18 protein-coding genes are annotated in these 15,897 nt (G+C 49.5%); 10 read left to right on the top strand and 8 right to left on the bottom strand.

The window, feature by feature from the left end; genetic code table 11:
* Positions 1-35 precede the first annotated feature (35 nt).
* On the top strand, positions 36-740 hold the full coding sequence (locus PQI28_RS03870) for an alpha/beta hydrolase (protein WP_339962569.1): 705 nt from the start codon (positions 36-38) through the stop codon (positions 738-740).
* A 34-nt stretch (positions 741-774) separates the two neighbouring features.
* On the opposite strand, the gene PQI28_RS03865 is transcribed toward PQI28_RS03870, so the two are convergent.
* The 3 genes from PQI28_RS03865 to PQI28_RS03855 form a co-directional block, all read right to left on the bottom strand.
* Positions 775-1,953 carry an MFS transporter gene (locus tag PQI28_RS03865; protein WP_214785590.1) on the bottom strand — a complete coding sequence of 393 codons (1,179 nt, stop codon included), beginning with the start codon at positions 1,951-1,953 and terminating at the stop codon, positions 775-777.
* A gap of 117 nt (positions 1,954-2,070) precedes the next feature.
* Positions 2,071-2,862, bottom strand: a complete 792-nt coding sequence (locus tag PQI28_RS03860) for an endonuclease/exonuclease/phosphatase family protein (RefSeq protein WP_074034194.1) — start codon at positions 2,860-2,862, stop codon at positions 2,071-2,073.
* Positions 2,863-2,915: 53 nt separating this feature from the next.
* A complete protein-coding gene (locus PQI28_RS03855) occupies positions 2,916-4,544 on the bottom strand; it encodes a PTS transporter subunit IIBC (RefSeq protein WP_339962568.1) in 1,629 nt (542 codons plus the stop codon).
* 221 nt (positions 4,545-4,765) lie between these two features.
* On the opposite strand from PQI28_RS03855, the gene PQI28_RS03850 reads away from it, so the two are divergent.
* From PQI28_RS03850 to PQI28_RS03840, 3 genes are all read left to right on the top strand, one after another.
* A complete protein-coding gene (locus PQI28_RS03850) occupies positions 4,766-5,530 on the top strand; it encodes a TrmH family RNA methyltransferase (RefSeq protein WP_051829443.1) in 765 nt (254 codons plus the stop codon).
* Between the two features lie 58 nt (positions 5,531-5,588).
* Complete coding sequence (locus tag PQI28_RS03845; protein ID WP_237708235.1) at positions 5,589-6,047, top strand: GNAT family N-acetyltransferase; 459 nt, start codon at positions 5,589-5,591, stop codon at positions 6,045-6,047.
* Positions 6,048-6,134: 87 nt separating this feature from the next.
* Positions 6,135-6,626, top strand: coding sequence for a hypothetical protein (locus PQI28_RS03840; RefSeq protein ID WP_339962567.1), 492 nt, complete (start codon positions 6,135-6,137; stop codon positions 6,624-6,626).
* A 621-nt stretch (positions 6,627-7,247) separates the two neighbouring features.
* Here the strand turns inward: PQI28_RS03840 and PQI28_RS03835 are convergent.
* Complete coding sequence (locus tag PQI28_RS03835) at positions 7,248-7,745, bottom strand: hypothetical protein (RefSeq protein ID WP_074034204.1); 498 nt, start codon at positions 7,743-7,745, stop codon at positions 7,248-7,250.
* A gap of 111 nt (positions 7,746-7,856) precedes the next feature.
* Between PQI28_RS03835 and PQI28_RS03830 the strand changes: the two genes are divergently transcribed.
* Complete coding sequence (locus PQI28_RS03830) at positions 7,857-8,513, top strand: TVP38/TMEM64 family protein (RefSeq protein ID WP_339962566.1); 657 nt, start codon at positions 7,857-7,859, stop codon at positions 8,511-8,513.
* 29 nt (positions 8,514-8,542) lie between these two features.
* On the opposite strand, the gene queF is transcribed toward PQI28_RS03830, so the two are convergent.
* The 4 genes from queF to queC are packed head-to-tail and all read right to left on the bottom strand — an operon-like array spanning position 8,543 to position 10,834.
* On the bottom strand, positions 8,543-9,031 hold the full coding sequence (gene queF, locus PQI28_RS03825) for a preQ(1) synthase (protein ID WP_015880473.1): 489 nt from the start codon (positions 9,029-9,031) through the stop codon (positions 8,543-8,545).
* 11 nt (positions 9,032-9,042) lie between these two features.
* Positions 9,043-9,753 (bottom strand): 7-carboxy-7-deazaguanine synthase QueE, encoded by a 711-nt coding sequence (queE, locus tag PQI28_RS03820; RefSeq protein WP_339962565.1) that lies wholly within the window; start codon positions 9,751-9,753, stop codon positions 9,043-9,045.
* Positions 9,735-10,193, bottom strand: a complete 459-nt coding sequence (gene queD / locus PQI28_RS03815) for a 6-carboxytetrahydropterin synthase QueD (protein ID WP_015880475.1) — start codon at positions 10,191-10,193, stop codon at positions 9,735-9,737. The genes queE and queD overlap by 19 nt, the downstream gene beginning before the upstream one ends.
* Positions 10,190-10,834, bottom strand: a complete 645-nt coding sequence (queC, locus tag PQI28_RS03810) for a 7-cyano-7-deazaguanine synthase QueC (protein ID WP_015880476.1) — start codon at positions 10,832-10,834, stop codon at positions 10,190-10,192. Before queC ends, queD begins: the two co-directional genes overlap by 4 nt.
* Before the next feature lie 217 nt (positions 10,835-11,051).
* Between queC and nhaC the strand changes: the two genes are divergently transcribed.
* The 5 genes from nhaC to PQI28_RS03785 all read left to right on the top strand — a co-directional run bounded on the left by nhaC (position 11,052) and on the right by PQI28_RS03785 (position 15,876).
* A complete protein-coding gene (gene nhaC / locus PQI28_RS03805) occupies positions 11,052-12,428 on the top strand; it encodes a Na+/H+ antiporter NhaC (RefSeq protein WP_337874229.1) in 1,377 nt (458 codons plus the stop codon).
* 84 nt (positions 12,429-12,512) lie between these two features.
* Entirely contained in the window at positions 12,513-13,097 is a 585-nt protein-coding gene (locus PQI28_RS03800) for a DNA-3-methyladenine glycosylase (protein WP_271305939.1), read from the top strand.
* A gap of 82 nt (positions 13,098-13,179) precedes the next feature.
* Positions 13,180-13,692, top strand: a complete 513-nt coding sequence (locus tag PQI28_RS03795) for a type 1 glutamine amidotransferase domain-containing protein (RefSeq protein WP_026824537.1) — start codon at positions 13,180-13,182, stop codon at positions 13,690-13,692.
* Positions 13,693-13,857: 165 nt separating this feature from the next.
* On the top strand, positions 13,858-14,928 hold the full coding sequence (locus tag PQI28_RS03790; protein ID WP_339962564.1) for an MFS transporter: 1,071 nt from the start codon (positions 13,858-13,860) through the stop codon (positions 14,926-14,928).
* Between the two features lie 114 nt (positions 14,929-15,042).
* Entirely contained in the window at positions 15,043-15,876 is an 834-nt protein-coding gene (locus PQI28_RS03785) for an undecaprenyl-diphosphate phosphatase (protein WP_339962563.1), read from the top strand.
* Positions 15,877-15,897: the final 21 nt, after the last annotated feature.

The raw sequence follows: 15,897 nt of genomic DNA, 5'->3' as shown, positions 1-15,897 counted from the left end.
GTTATGAGGAAGTGGATGCAAATGGAGGCTATATAATGAAGAAATTCTTCAAGTGGGCCGCACTCTCAGTCGTAGGGTTGCTTGTTGTCGCGGTAGCAGGCTTTTTGATTTGGACACAGTTCACGTATGGACCGACCGATGAAGCGACACAGTATGCCGAAGAGGGGAAAGTGGTCGACAACCGTCTCGAGTTTGGAGATACGACGAGTGAGGTCGGCGTCATTCTCTATCCAGGGGCGAAAGTCGAGAAAGAGGCGTATGCCTATTACGGAACTCGATTAGCGGAAGAGGGTGTCTTTGTCGCGATTCCATCGCTTCGTCTCAATTTAGGCATTTTAGATATCGATGCGGCAGCTCCAATCATCGAGGCACATCCGGAGATTGAACGCTGGATCGTGGCCGGTCATTCACTCGGAGGTTCGGCGGCATCGGGGTATGCACTGGAGCATCAAGAATTGGTGGAGGGTGTCATTTTCCTCGCTTCGTATCCGATCAGTTCGATGGTCGATAGCGACTTACGTGTACTATCGATTTCCGGTGAATTGGATGGATTGGCTGTCCCAGAAGACATCGAGGCGAGTCGAAGCGACCTCCCTGAAGATAGTCAATTCGTACAAATTGAAGGCGGGAATCATGCAAACTTCGGAATGTATGGTCCACAAAAAGGAGATCAGGAAAGTCCGCTCACATCAAAAGAGCAATTGGACGAAGTCCTATCAGCGATTCTCGAATGGTTATAAAAAACGTGTGCACCTCGATGAAGGTGCACACGTTTTAGCGTTGATCAAGCGAATAACTGACTGCGGTCAACGCGGCTGTGACGAGGGCGACCAGACCGCCGACAAGTGCGAGCGTCATGATGGGGCTCGTCGCATAGACGACACCACCGAGAGCGGAACCGAGTCCAATCCCGACATTACTCGCCACGGGCATAAGTGACGAGGCGAGACCTTTGGCATTCGGATTGAACTTCTCTGCCAAATCGATCAAATAAATCTGAGTCGATGTCGTCAATAAGATTGCCATGAACGACATAAGTGCGATATTGAGAAGACCGAGCGTCACATTCGACGTTGTCACGAATAGCGCGGCCAAGACGAACGCCTGGACGAGAAAGACGAACCGTAAGCGTCCGATTGGATTGTGACTAGCAATCTTTCCGGCAGCGATATTACTGAAAATCGAAATGAATCCGTATGCGAATAAAATCGGACTGACCCAAGCGACCGGTACACCGAGTACATCTTTTAAAATCGGCACGAGATACGTATATACGACGTACGTTGCCCCGAAACCGAACGCCGGAATCAGGAATGCGATCAAGATGCGCGGATTCGTCAGCAATGTCAATTGTTCACGAAGTGATGCTTTTTCTTGAGACAATTGGTTCGGCAAGACGCGGTAAATGGCAATCCAGGCGACTGCACCGAGTGCAGTCGTTAATATAAATGTGGATTCCCAACCTGCCTGTTGTCCGATGAATGTCCCGATTGGAACGCCGAACACGTTCGCCATCGTGAATCCACCAAAAATAAAGGATACGGCGACCCCACGCTTTGTCGGTGGGACACTCTCGCTGGCGACAAGCATGGCAAGTGAAATCAAGACACCTGTGACGACGGCCGTCAACATGCGCAAGACGAGTAACCACTCATACATCGGTGCCAGGCTGCTCAACAAGTTAAGGATAGTGAACAGGATGGTCAGACCAAGCATCAATTTGCGTTTAGGAAGATGGCTCGTCAAGGACATGGTGATTGGTGTGCCGACGGCAAAGCTGATGGCGAATGCCGATACGAGACTCCCGGCCGTCGCAATCGAGATGGATAATCCGTTTGCGATATCGGGTAAAATCCCGACGATGACAAATTCACTCGTTCCGAGAACGAAGGTTAATAAGGATAAGGATAAAACTAAAGTCCAGTCGCTTCGACTGAGCGAGCTTGTCTTCATATTCAAACACTTCTTTCTATCTCATTCATTAGTAGTTAGACATCAGTCTTTTATCACGTTACAAGATTTTCTCCAAAAGAAAAACCCTTTTCTCCTAAGTTAGGAGAAAAAGGGGTATTAGCGCCAAAACACAGTTGCTTCAACACCGGCGTGGTCAGAAACGATAGGACCGTTCTCTCCGTCAAAGACGACCGCATGGCGTGAAACGTGAATTGGAGCGTTTGTCAGCATCAAGTCGATTCGGAGCGATTTTTTGTTTTCATCCCACCCGGCGATTTTTCCTTGTACCGTCGCATCGCCTTCCCGTTCTGTTGCGAGATGGAACAAATCTTGGAGTCCATTCTCCATCAAGTAATCGTATCCTTCTCCACGAATGAAGGCATCGTTATTGAAGTCGCCGAGTAGAAGGGCATGGTCGTCATGCTCGACGCGACGAATCAGTTCATCGAGTTGGTGTTTCACCGGCTCCTCTTCATCATGCCACCATCCGAGATGACACGAGTAAATAGTCGTTGGAGCATCTGCGCCTGCAATCACAGCTTTGACAATCTTACGAGACTTGTAGTTGTCTGGGTCCGTCGTCTTCGATACAAAGAACGATTCTGTTGATAGGAACGGTGTGCGCGACAGGATGGCGACACCTTCCTCGTAAATATCGTATCCATAATGGGCAAAGTCCCATGTCATGTGATAGTGGACGTCCAACTCTTTTAAGCGCTCGACGAGGACGTGGGCGAAGTTGTTCTCACGGATGTTCCCGTAGATCAGTGGGGCCTCTTTATGTTGATTGACTTCTTGAAGCGCGATGAGGTCGTACTCTTCACTCGCGATGCGTTCGACGATGGCGTCAATCTTTTCTTGTTGACGGTCTTCTAACCAGGCGTGACAATTGAGCGTTAAAATATTCACGATAGTCCTCCTTTAGAAAAAAAGGCCAACTCTCGAGCGAGTTGGCCAGTAGATTATGCACCGATGACGTCTTGAATGTCTGATTTCAATATGTCGGCTTTCGGGCCATAGATGGCTTGGACTCCACGGTCTTTCACGATGAGACCCATGGCGCCATTTTTCTTCCAATCTTGTTCGTCAGAGACGAGTGTAACGTCTTTAACGGTCACACGAAGACGAGTCATACATGCATCGACATCTTCAATGTTTTCTTCCCCACCGAGAAGGGCGATAATCCCCATGACTTGTTCGTTACCTGTCACAGATGACTTCTCTGTCGTCTCTTCCATGTAGTTTCCGTTACGTCCTGGTGTCGGCAAGTTCATCTTCTTAATGAAGAAATTGAACACACCGAAGTTGAGGAAGAAGAATGCTACAGAGACGAGAACGAAGTTGATCAAGTCTTGAAGAAGTCCCGCTTTGACAATCATCGGGATGCGCGTCAAGAGTTCAATCGCACCGAAGGCGTGGACACGTAGGTCGATGATATCTGCCAATGCGAAGGCAGCACCGGCCATAAGCGCGTAAACCACATAAAGGACTGGCGCAACGAACATGAACATGAACTCGATTGGTTCTGTGACACCTGTCAAGAAGACAGCGAGTCCAGCTGACAAGAACATCGGCTTGTATTGTGCTTTCTTCTCAGCGTCGACGTTACGGTACATCGCATATGCGGCACCGATCAAAGCAGCGAATGACAAGATGACTTGACCGACTTTGAAGCGAGCCGGAACGACATCAGCGAGAAGGGCGTTGTAAGCAGCTGTATCACCAGCGGCACGTAAGTTGACGAGGTCTGTTACCCATGCCAACCAGAGCGGGTCTTGTCCGGCAACGACTGACCCAGCTGTCGCGCCAGTTAAAATCGTGTACGTTCCACCAAGTTCCGTATAGTTCATTGGAACAGTGAGCATGTGGTGTAAACCGAACGGCAAGAGGAGACGTTCGAGCGCACCATAAATGAACGGAGCGAGGACTGGAGCCGTGTTACGTGATGTAGCAATCCACTCACCAAAGCTGTTGAGCGCACCTTGGATCGTTGGCCATACAATCGATAGAACGATGGCAGCAACGACTGAACCAAGGATGACGACGAATGGTACGAAGCGCTTCCCGTTGAAGAACGAGAGGGCGTTCGGCAATTTGTTAAAGTTGTAGAAACGGTTGTATAGTGCACCACCAAGGAAACCGGCGATGATTCCGACAAACACACCCATGTTGAGGGCAGGTGAGCCGAGTACAGATGTGAAGTAGTCAGCGACGACAAGGTTTGCACCGAAGAGTGACTCGATTGTCGCTTCCGGATCTTGAAGCATGGCACCGTTAACACCGAAGATGGCACCTGTGACACGGTTGATCAAGATGAAGGCGAGAAGTGCTGCGAACGCACCACCTGCACGATCTTTTGCCCACGAACCACCAATCGCGACTGCGAAGAGGATATGTAAGTTGACGATGATGCCCCAACCTAAATCTTCAATGATGCGAGCTGTTGTTAGTAAAATACCGACATCTCCGGCTGACATTCCAATCAATTTACCGATGGAAATCATTAAACCGGCAGCTGGCATAACAGCGATGACGACCATCAAGGCCTTACCGAGTTTTTGCCAGAAATCGAATGAGATCAATTGTTTCATGCTATACGCTTCCTTCCTGTGAGGGAGTTTTATCTATTTTTGTGTTTGCCAATAGTGCAATCGCTTGCATAAATGATTGTAATCGATTGCATAAATTCATGCAACCGTTTTCGCTATTTTCATTTGTTTTCATTTTCAAAGCGACAATGGAAGATGTTAGGTGAACTTGTCAGTCGAATCGAATCTAGCTACAATATGATAGGTTGAAGGGAGCGAGAAAGATGGGTTGGAGACAGACCACATCTGCTTTGACGAAGGACGAGCAGATTGAATTAAAAGAAGAGTTATTGCAGAAGGGTGTATTGCAGGAGGACGATCTTCCTCTCTATGAGATGCTCATGCCAGACCGCATCAAACGGATGTATGAAGTGTTGAATACACGAACGAACCATATCACGATTTTGACGGAAGGGGTGGACGATCCGCACAACCAATCCGCCGTGTTGCGTTCAGCCGATGCGTTCGGGGTGCAAACGTTACATGTCGTCGAAGGGCGGGCAAAGTTCAAACCGAACTCGATTATCGCCAAAAGCGCAGATCGCTGGGTGGACGTCGTGGAGCACGGATCAATTGAAGAAGCGATTGATGCTCTAAAAGAAAATGGTTACCAAGTATATGCGACGGCGTTAAGCGAGGAGGCAATCCCGCTCGAAGAAGTGGATGTGTCGAAGCCGACGGTTCTTCTATTCGGGAACGAACATAGTGGCGTCTCTGAGGCGGCGCTCAACAAGGCGGACGGGAACTTTGTCATTCCGATGCAAGGATATGTTCAAAGTTTGAACATCTCGGTGGCGGCTGCAATTTCTTTGTATGATGTCACGACACGGTCACGTCATATCGTGACGGATGGCTATGAACTGCCTGTCGAAGATCAAGCGCGCATCTTCAAAGACTGGATGGTCAAGAGCTTACCGAAGCGTACGCTCGGACTATATAAACAAAAAGGTGTCACAGCTTTCGAACGGGAGACAGGAAATTCAGAATGAACGGCGAAAAGAACAGACGTACGGAATCTTTGTCCAGAAACTGAAAGGGGATGGCACGATGAGTACGACGAGTTCATTTATCGTAAAAGATGTGACGAACAACTTTAAAGATTTTGAAGAGGACTTCTTCCGACTGTACCGAACGTTATACGGTGACCTCGATCAGCTGCGATTTAAAGAGCGCCTGTATCGACATGCCAATCCGTTGGTGCTCTTAGCATTCTCGGAGGAGCAGCTGGTCGGCTTTAAAATCGGTTATGAGGCAGAGCCTTATCGATTTTATAGCTGGGCGGGTGGCGTACACCCGGACTTTCAAAAACATGGCATCGGTCGCAAGCTGATGGACACGCAACTTGAATGGGTCGAAGCGCAAGGATTCCATTCGATTCGGACGAAAGCACGCAATACGAACAAAGGGGTTATCATCTTGAACCTCCTTTGCGGATATGACATCATGGGCGCCTACACTGAGGATGGTGAGCCTCGTATCATGATGGAGAAACAATTGAACAGTTGAATGGATGCCGCGGTCGAATGATCGCGGTTTTTTGATGAAACCGATTCGACTGAATGAACGTACATAAAGAAAAAGGGGGAATTTGAAATGTCAGTGTTTGGATTTGGCGGAGATCCGTTTAGTGACTCCATGGGGGACTCATTCTTTACCGGGATTGTGTCGATATTTCCTATCGTGTTCATGGTTGTGTTCGGTCTGATTATTTTTGCGTTCGTAAAAACGATTTTTCAGCATTCCAAAACGTCGAGCACGTTGAAAGACTTACAACAATTCGCCTCGCAGCTCGCCGATGACCCGGACGATGACACGGCCGAGCGATTGGCCGAGTATTTACGAGGTGTCGATTCCTTCTCGATTGAACGAACACGGATGGAACCGTTTCGTGTCGCACTCGGGTGCTATCAATTGGTGATGGAGTCAAGATCCGTTCGTGAGGAGACGAAAGAGCGAGTCGATCGCCAATACAAGCGTCTCGGCATTTTAGACGGGGAAAAATTTGCCGATGAGGCCCCACCACGTCACCGTTCTTCTTCATCGAACCATCATGATATCCATCACAACCACCATGACCATATGTAAAAAAGCGAAGGGACTCCTTCGCTTCAGCTTGTTGACAAATAACATGTTCGAACTCGTCCTTCCGGCGCCCACGCTTTCCTCAGGCAATCCCGGAGCCGCATCGCGATCTAAGTCGCTGCTGGGTCTCCGTCGGATTGCTTTCCTGCAGGAGTCGGGGCGCCGTCGGGCGAGCAACGCAAACGGTCGTCATCTGGCGGCCGTTTGTCTTTTTCTAAGGTCCCGACGGCCGAAGAAAAAGCTCGATACTTACTTCGAATCGATGTATTAGGGGAAAGGGAAGGAAAACGCCGAACCCGCCCGTCATCGATCCCGAGATCATCCTCCTCGGGCCGCCGTTCACCATCCGTTCGTCAGACTGTGAAGGATGGATGGTGTCGACTTGTTGATTATCAGATCCGCCCCTGTGTGTTCTTCTCACACCATTATGTGGGATGAAGGACAAAAGGTGACCAAGAACGGGCAGGCGAGACTCCTGAGGGAATAGCAAGCAAAGGGAGACCCAGCAGTGACGCAGTCGCGATGCGGCTCCCTGCTTGCCCCTAGGAAAGCGAGCCGTGTCCGGATTGGGCATAAAAAAGACATTAGACCTATACTTTGTCTACAGTCTGAAGCGAAGGGACCTTACATATATCGTGAAGCATCAAAGTCGATATCGGTCTGATAGCGGACGGCCTGGATGGCACTTTCGATTCGAATGGCTCGTTTCTTAATATCGCGTGCTTTCAAGCGATATAGCTCCGGGTCATATAAGGCGTGTTTGATCACGGAAACCCCGTGCACGTATTCCTTTTTCGGACGTAATGACAATTTCTCATAAAGACGTGCTTGGACACGTAACTGAATGGCGAGTTCGATTGCCTCTACGAGCGGGAGCGGACCGTCATGCGTTTCAACGACGGCTTGGACGTTCGCTTCTTGAATAAGACGGTCGAGCTGACGTAAGTCCAGACGGATGTGCTCAAGTTCCATCTCGATATCTTGAAGGGAGCGAGACTGAATCGTCGGAATGGAATCATTCACTTCGAGCGAGATGAATGCCACGTGCTCAATCTCTTCGGTCAATGTATCGATTTGCTCATGAAGCAACTGTTTTAATGTTAGGGCATCTGCAAGGTTCATATCGATTTCCTCCTTCTGCTTTCTCTAACCGTACCACATCGGGATGGCTGAAAAAAGATGGATGACATCTCGGATTGCGGGAATAAAACCAAATAGAAAGGAGGAAGGACGATGAAAAAATGGAAGGTACAGTGGATGATTGCACTCGTCCTACTCCTGTTCGGAACAGCGACGTTCCTTTATCAATGGATCGATGTAAGTCCAGGAGACATCCGGGACTATATCATTCAATTCGGTTGGTTGGCCCCTTTGATTTATATTCTCTTGTTCACTGTTCGTCCACTCATCTTGTTTCCTACGTCCGTCTTATCGGTCGCCGGCGGTTTGGCGTTCGGGATGTTACCGGGTGTCGTCTATACGGTCATCGGGGCGACACTGAGTGCCCTCGTCGCATATTATGTGGCCGTTTATTTCGGCGACCGTTTCTTGCATCACTTCGAATCGAAGAACTATGAAGCCATTCAGCACAAAATCGAAGAGGACGGATTCTTTTATGTACTCATCTTACGTCTCATCCCGCTCGTCAATTTCGATTTGGTAAGTTATGCTTCCGGTTTGGCAAAAGTAAAAGTACCGGCGTATCTGTTTGCGACCGTCGTCGGTATGATTCCTGGCGCGTTCGCGAATAATTTTCTCGGAAGCAGTATCGCGAGCGGGGATTGGAAGCTGATTGCGTTGGCGTTCGGGATCATGCTCGTATTGACGCTCATCGCGACCGTGTTCCGTGAACCGATCAAGCGACAGATCCATCGCTATCAAAAAAAGTAGGCGACTCCAATGGAGCGCCTACTTTTTAATTAACGGTTGTCGACCGTCTCTGGATAGAGGTCATGGTTGAACAGACGATGTTCTGCCATTTTCTCATACTTTGTGCCAGGCTTTCCGTAATTGTAGTACGGATCGATCGAGATGCCGCCACGTGGTGTGAATTTGCCCCACACTTCGAGATAGCGTGGCTCCATCAATTTGACGAGGTCCTTCCCGATGACGTTGATGCAGTTCTCGTGGAAGTCACCGTGGTTACGGAAACTGAACAAGTACAACTTCAACGATTTCGACTCAACGAGTTTCTCATCCGGGATATATGAGATGTAGATCGTCGCGAAGTCGGGTTGGTTTGTGATTGGGCACAGGGACGTAAATTCCGGCGCGTTGAATTTGACGAAGTAGTCGTTCTCCGGGTGACGGTTCGGGAACGCCTCGAGGACGTCAGGTGTGTATTCAAAAATATAAGGGACGCTCTTCTGTCCGAGGAGCGAGAGGTCTTGTAAGTCTTCTGGTCTCATGTTCATTCTCCTTAGACGCCACGTTCGTTGGCGTACAGTAATGTGTGTAGTTGTGGCAGGACGCGTACGCTTTGCCATGAAGGATCGCGTGCGACGTCTTCCCACAGTTGTTTCAAACGACGAAGCTGGGCATCGGTGATATCACCGTCAGCACCTGGCTCTGGGTTACCGGCGGATAAATACATGACGTCCGGTGAATAGCGCTGCTGCACGTCTTTCGCATAGGCGAGATCCACTTCATCGAAGACAGCGACTTTGAATGTCGTCTGCTCCGGGCGCAACCGTTCGACGATGGCGTCGAGTTGTTCCCAGTTTGTCTTCATGCCAGACGAAGGAGACTTCGGGCTGAGGGTCACGTCATCGATCTGTGTGAGCCACTCTTGGTAGCGGCTACCTTGCGTCTCGACGGCGAGTGTGACGCCACGCTCTTTCAATTTCACGACGAGGTTCTCCATGGCCGCGATGAGGAGCGGGTTTCCACCCGAGATGGTGACGTAATCGTACGCACCGAGTGCGTCAAGACGAGTGATGACCTCATCGGCCGTCAGCATGTCCGGTTTTTCTGAACCGTCCCACGTGAAGGCAGAATCGCACCACGAACAGCGATAATCGCAACCGGCGGTCCGGACGAACATCGTCTTTTGTCCAATGGCACGTCCTTCTCCTTGGAAGGTCGGTCCGAACACTTCTAGAACAGGGATTTTCACGATTCCACCAACCATTCGCGGCGGAACTCTGCGTATGACGTCGGCGTTTCGTATAGGCGTACGAATTCGACGCGGACGTCACGTTCATTTGGCAAGTGTGTCGCCAGTTGTTCAAAAATCCAATAGCACATGTTTTCTGCAGTTGTATTCATATAAGGGAGTGACTCGTTCAAATAGCGATGGTCGAGATATGGCTCAAGCTCTTCTTTGAAGATTTTTTTCAAGTCACCAAAGTCGAGCGTCATCCCGCGATTATCGAGAAAACCGCTGACACCCATCTGGAGCTTATACGTATGACCATGAAGGGCACGACATTTGCCGTCATAGTCAAATAGATGGTGCGCCGCGTCGAATGTCACTTCTTTGACGATTTGAACGCGATGCGGGCAGTAGATGAGCGAGCCTTCTTGTTTCGATTCGACACTGGTTGGGGCGAGGAATGGAGCATGTTTCATACGCGCACCTCCTCGTAAGCTGTGAGTCCGTTTTGGCGAAGCTTACACGCCGGACATTCTCCACAACCTGAACCGATGACACCGTTGTAACAAGTGAGCGTACGTTCTTTGACGTAGTCGAAGGCACCGAGCTCGTCCGCAAGTGCCCACGTCTCTTTTTTATCGAGCCACATGAGCGGAGTGTCGATGACGAATGGATAATCCATCGCTAAATTGAGTGTCACGTTGAGTGATTTAATGAATTGGTCTCGGCAATCCGGGTAACCTGAAAAGTCCGTTTCACATACACCGGTCACGATGTGATGCATACCGAGTTGTTTGGCCATGACAGCCGCAAATGATAAGAATAGATGGTTGCGTCCATCGACGAACGTGTTTGGGACGTCCGCATTGTCGATGTCAAGATCGTGTCTCGTGAGCGCATTTGATGTGAGTTGTCCGAGTAGGGACAAGTCGAGGATGTGGTGTGGGACATCGAGTTCTGCCGCGATTTCTTTTGCGACCTCGATTTCCGCATCGTGGCGTTGACCATATGCGAATGTCACCGCCTCCACATGGGAGAATTGTTGTTTTGCCCAAAATAGGCAAGTGGTTGAATCTTGGCCACCACTGAAGACGACCAATGCTTTTTCGTGTTGCATGAAGCACACTTCCTTTTCGCTAGTTTTGATGTCGGAGGAGGTTACGAACTCCGGAGGTCACCCTCAAGCATATAATTTATCATAAAAAGACGTTTGACAGGGAGAAAGGAAGCGAGTATAGTAAAAAACATCACTGACGTGCTTTTGTGCATAAAAGCGTTTAAGCGGTTAGGTGAAATAATAAATAATTAGGATATAACGAAAGGAGGGGACGTCGATGCAGATGAAAGGAAAAGAAGCTGTATTCGTCGTGTTGATGAGCGGGATCACCTTGCTCGCACTGATGTTTTTGGCCAAAGCGACGCCGCATATGGCGATTTTTGGCACAATGGTAATAGTAGGTGGATACGCGTATTATCGTTCACGCGACTTCAAACAGATTGAGACGGCGATGATCAACGGGATTCGTGAAGCCATCATGCCGGTGTTGATTTTGTTATTGATCGGGATGCTCATCGGAGTATGGCAAATGTCCGGGACGGTCGCGACGATCCTCTCCATCGGATTAAATACAATCTCTGCTGAATGGTTCTTACCGAGTGTCTTATTGATTACGATGATTGTCTCGACATTCACAGGAAGTGCGTTTACAACAGTCGGAACGGTCGGTGTCGCCTTGTTCGGAATCGGGACGGCACTAGGCATCTCGCCAGCTCTCGCTGCAGGTGCCATCGTATCGGGTGCGCTCTTCGGAGACAAGATGAGCCCGTTGTCGGACACGACAAACTTTGCGCCAGCAGTGGCGGGTGTCAAACTATTCGACCACATTCGCTTCATGATGGGGACGACGATTCCAGCGTTCATCATCACACTGATTTTATTCACGTTCCTCGGACGTAGCGGTCAAACTGCTGATACGACTCAAATCGCGGAAGCACAAGCTGCGCTCAGCGGACGTTTCGACCTTTCTTGGCTCACATTAATTGCCCCTGTGCTCGTCGCAGTGCTTGCGTTCCGCCGCATGCCGGTTTTGCCGACGATGCTCATCGGGATGTTCGCTGGTGTGTTGACGGCAGGGTTTGTTCAAGGCAACTGGAGCATCTCGAACTGGCTCGGTGTCATGCAGTCTGGATTCAAGTCAGGTGTGGAGAATGAGACGATTGCGACGGTACTCGATCGTGGTGGTCTTGAATCGATGCTTTGGTCGGTCAGCCTCGTCTTGATCGCCCTTGCATTCGGAGGCCTGTTACGTGAACTCGGTGTGTTCCAAGCGATCGTTGAATCGTTGCTCGAGCGCTTGAAGTCACCAGGAAGTTCGGTTCTATCGGTCGTCCTCAGCTCGATCGGTGTCAACTTGCTCGCAGGGGAACAGTACTTGTCGATTCTCTTGCCAGGACAGGCGTTCAAACAAGGGTTCATCGATCGCGGGATCGATCCACGCTACTTGTCACGTGCGCTTGAGGATGGCGGGACTGTGATTAACCCGCTCATTCCGTGGGGTGTCTCCGGAGCGTTCTTCGCAGCGACACTCGGTGTGCCTGTATTGGAATACGCCCCATTTGCGTTCTTCCTTTGGCTCAGCCCGGTCTTCTCCATCATTTTGGGATACGTCCGATTGGGGAAGCAACGTGAATCACTTAAAATCGCATCGTAATATCGAGGTGTCCTGCCATGCAGGGCATCTTTTTTGTGTGCAGGACATGACTTTTGAGAAAATAGGAGAAAGGGAGGTGGAACGATGAAGCGACTCGATCTAGCATTTTATGAACAACCGACACTCGAATTGGCACGCGCCTTACTCGGCCAATATTTGGTGCGGCGACACCCAGAAGGTGACATCATCGCGAAGATTGTCGAGACAGAGGCTTACCTCGGTGCCATCGACCGGGCGGCACATAGTTTCGGAGGGCGTCGAACGAAACGGACGGAAGTCATGTTCGGACAGCCTGGGCATGTATACACGTATCAAATGCATACACATACGCTCCTGAACGTGGTCAGTGGTCCGGTTGGTACACCGGAAGCCGTGTTGATTCGAGCCGTCGAACCGATTCAAGGACATGAATGGATTGCTTCGAACCGTCCTGGGGTGAAACGATATGACCAAACGAACGGACCAGGGAAGTTGACGAAAGCACTCGGGATCACGATGGACTTATATGGTCACTCGTTCCAACAAGACCCGCTCTATCTTGCTGAAGGTGAGACGGGAATGGTGATTGAGGCGGGTCCACGCATCGGGATTCCAAACACGGGCGAGGCGCGTGACTACCCGTATCGCTTCTTTGAACGCGACAATCCGTATGTCTCGAAGTTCCGTTGAATGCATGCAATGATGTTTAAGTGATTCGTGCCAGTGGAACAGTCCCTATGTGCATAAAACAAACAGAGGGAGTGTTTAGAACATGGCAAAAGTAGCAACGCTCATTACAGATATGTTTGAAGATGTAGAATTCACGGGTCCCCGTGACGCATTGGTGGATGCGGGACATGACGTCGTGACGATTGAGAAGAAAGCAGGCAACACGGTAGAAGGGAAGCAAGGAGAGGCGAAAGTGAACATCGATCAATCGATTGACGATGTATCGCCAGAAGATTTTGACGCCCTTCTCTTACCAGGCGGATTCTCACCTGACTTGTTGCGTGAGGACGAGCGTTTCGTCTCGTTCGCCAAAGCCTTCATGGACGCGAAAAAACCTGTCTTTGCCATCTGTCACGGACCGCAGCTGTTGATTACGGCGAAGACGTTAGAAGGTCGTGACGCGACCGGCTACAAATCGATTAAAGTCGACATGGAGTATGCCGGTGCAAAATATGCGGATAAAGAAGTTGTCGTCTGTCAGAACCAGCTTGTGACGAGCCGTCAGCCGGATGACATTCCGGCGTTCAATCGCGAGATTCTCAACTTATTGAAATAACACGTCAACCACGAGAGGAATCTCGTGGTTTTTTGGTGTTTTCGGGAATAGACAAGTAAGGAGGAGATTCAAATGAGAAAACGAGCACGTTCACCTAGTTAAGTTCGTCGAAACGTTGTCCGATTAGGATGGATTCGTTGGTTTGAAGGATTGATTCCCGCATACGTGATTGAACGGCTGTTCTGGGAGTCACGGGGTATCTCCGTTCAGGAAGTCGTTTATTTAGAGATGGTATATGCGCTCATCATCGTTCTGTTCGAAGTACCGACTGGTGTATGGGCGGACCATACGGCACGGCGTCGACTTGTCCAAATCGGTGTCGCGTTAGAATGGCTGTCGTTTCTCGTCATTTTGTATTCGTTCACGTTCACGGGTTTCTTTGTCGCGATCAGCTGTTCGGCCGTTGGGTCGGTCATTCGAAGTGGGGCAGAGAATGCGTTGCTATACGAGTCCTTACAGGAAAGTCATGAAGCTTCGTCATTCGAACGGGTTCTTGGGAAGCTGAACGCGATTGGGATTGTGGCCGCTGTGGTGGCGGCATTGAGTGGCAGTATGTTGGCGCAGTACCTTCCCTTGGAGTGGAACTATGGAGTCTCGATTTTGAGTTTAATGATGGCGACACTATGTAGCGTATTTCTCGTGGAACCGACTCATCGAGAGCGGGAGGAACGTTTGACGTGGCGCCATTTGTTCAAAGGGTTCCAATTTATTTGGTCAAACCGACAACTTCGTTATGTCACAATCAGTTTTTTGGCAGCGGTATCCGCTTTTAACTTCATCGATGAATTTTGGCAACTGTACGCTCGCGATGTGTCCGTTCCGATCTATTGGTTCGGTGTCATTTCAAGTGGGTTGCTCTTGATTCAGTTACCTGGACAACTGTTCGCAGGAACCATCGTGCGTGTTGCGCCTTCGGAACGTTGGTTGAAACGATTCGGTTGGATGATAGGTGGCGGGTTTCTCTTCATCGGTTTATTTCCGAGTCCAATCGGAATTGGTGTCATGGGATTGTTGGCACTTCTATATGGGGCGATGGAGCCGCTCTATTATGGACTTTTACACCATCAAGTTCCTTCATCCATTCGAGCGACGACGGAATCATCTGTCTCGATGCTGTGGCATCTTGGCATTCTCGGATTAGGGATTGTCTTTATCATAGGGACGACAGCGTCGCTATTTTTAGCGTTTTCAATGATTGGACTTGTTGTGTGGGTCGTTCATGCGACTGCACGATAATTCTCGCAGGCATGGGTCATAAGCCATGCCTGTTTTTACGTCTTAAGACGGACGCAAGATGGTGAGGAGAAGTGTATGATGAGAACAATCTAAAGGAATTATAGGAGAAACATCGTGGAATGGTATGAGTTATTCGTAGGCTTTTTATTAGGAGTCGTTGAAGGATTGACCGAATTTGCTCCGGTCTCGTCGACGGGTCATATGATTCTCGTGGACGGGCTTTGGTTGAACTCGAGTCAGTTTTTAGGTCAGGAAGTAGCGAACACGTTTAAAATCGTCATTCAATTAGGCTCGATTTTAGCGGTTGTTGTCGTCTTTCGAGACCGGTTCAAAGCGTTACTGAATCCGAAGTCGCTGTTCACACTAAGACAAAACGGGGCAGTACGCCAATTAAACCTGATACATATTTTGATTGGACTGCTTCCGGCCGGTGTCCTCGGTGTATTGTTCGAGGACTACATCGATACACACCTCTTCTCGGTCAAGACGGTGTTGATCGGGTTAGTGATTGGGGCTTTCTTTATGATTGCCGCAGATTTATCAGGTGTGAAACGACAAACGACTGCAACGCTCGATGACATCACGTATAAGCAAGCGCTTGGTGTCGGATTGATTCAATGCTTCTCGTTATGGCCAGGATTCTCGCGGTCGGGCTCGACGATTTCTGGTGGCGTCCTCCTCGGGATGAGTCACCGGGCAGCGGCAGATTTTACGTTCATCATGGCGGTACCGATCATGTTCGGCGCGAGCGCCTTGTCACTCTACAGCAAATGGACGTACTTTACGCTCGATACGTTGCCGGTGTTTATCGTCGGGTTCATCAGTGCGTTTCTGTTCGCGCTTATTTCGATTAAGTTCTTTTTGAAATTGATCAACAAAGTGAAATTGATGCCGTTTGCGGTCTATCGAATCGTATTGGCCATCGTGATTTACGTTCTGTATTTCTAAAAAAACACGTGCGAATGGCAC

The organism is Exiguobacterium sp. USCH10 (assembly GCF_037619445.1).
Taxonomy (GTDB): Bacteria; Bacillota; Bacilli; order Exiguobacteriales; family Exiguobacteriaceae; genus Exiguobacterium; species Exiguobacterium aestuarii_A.
Note: the sequence above shows the minus strand (reverse complement) of the source record. Positions and strands in the feature narration are given on the sequence as shown.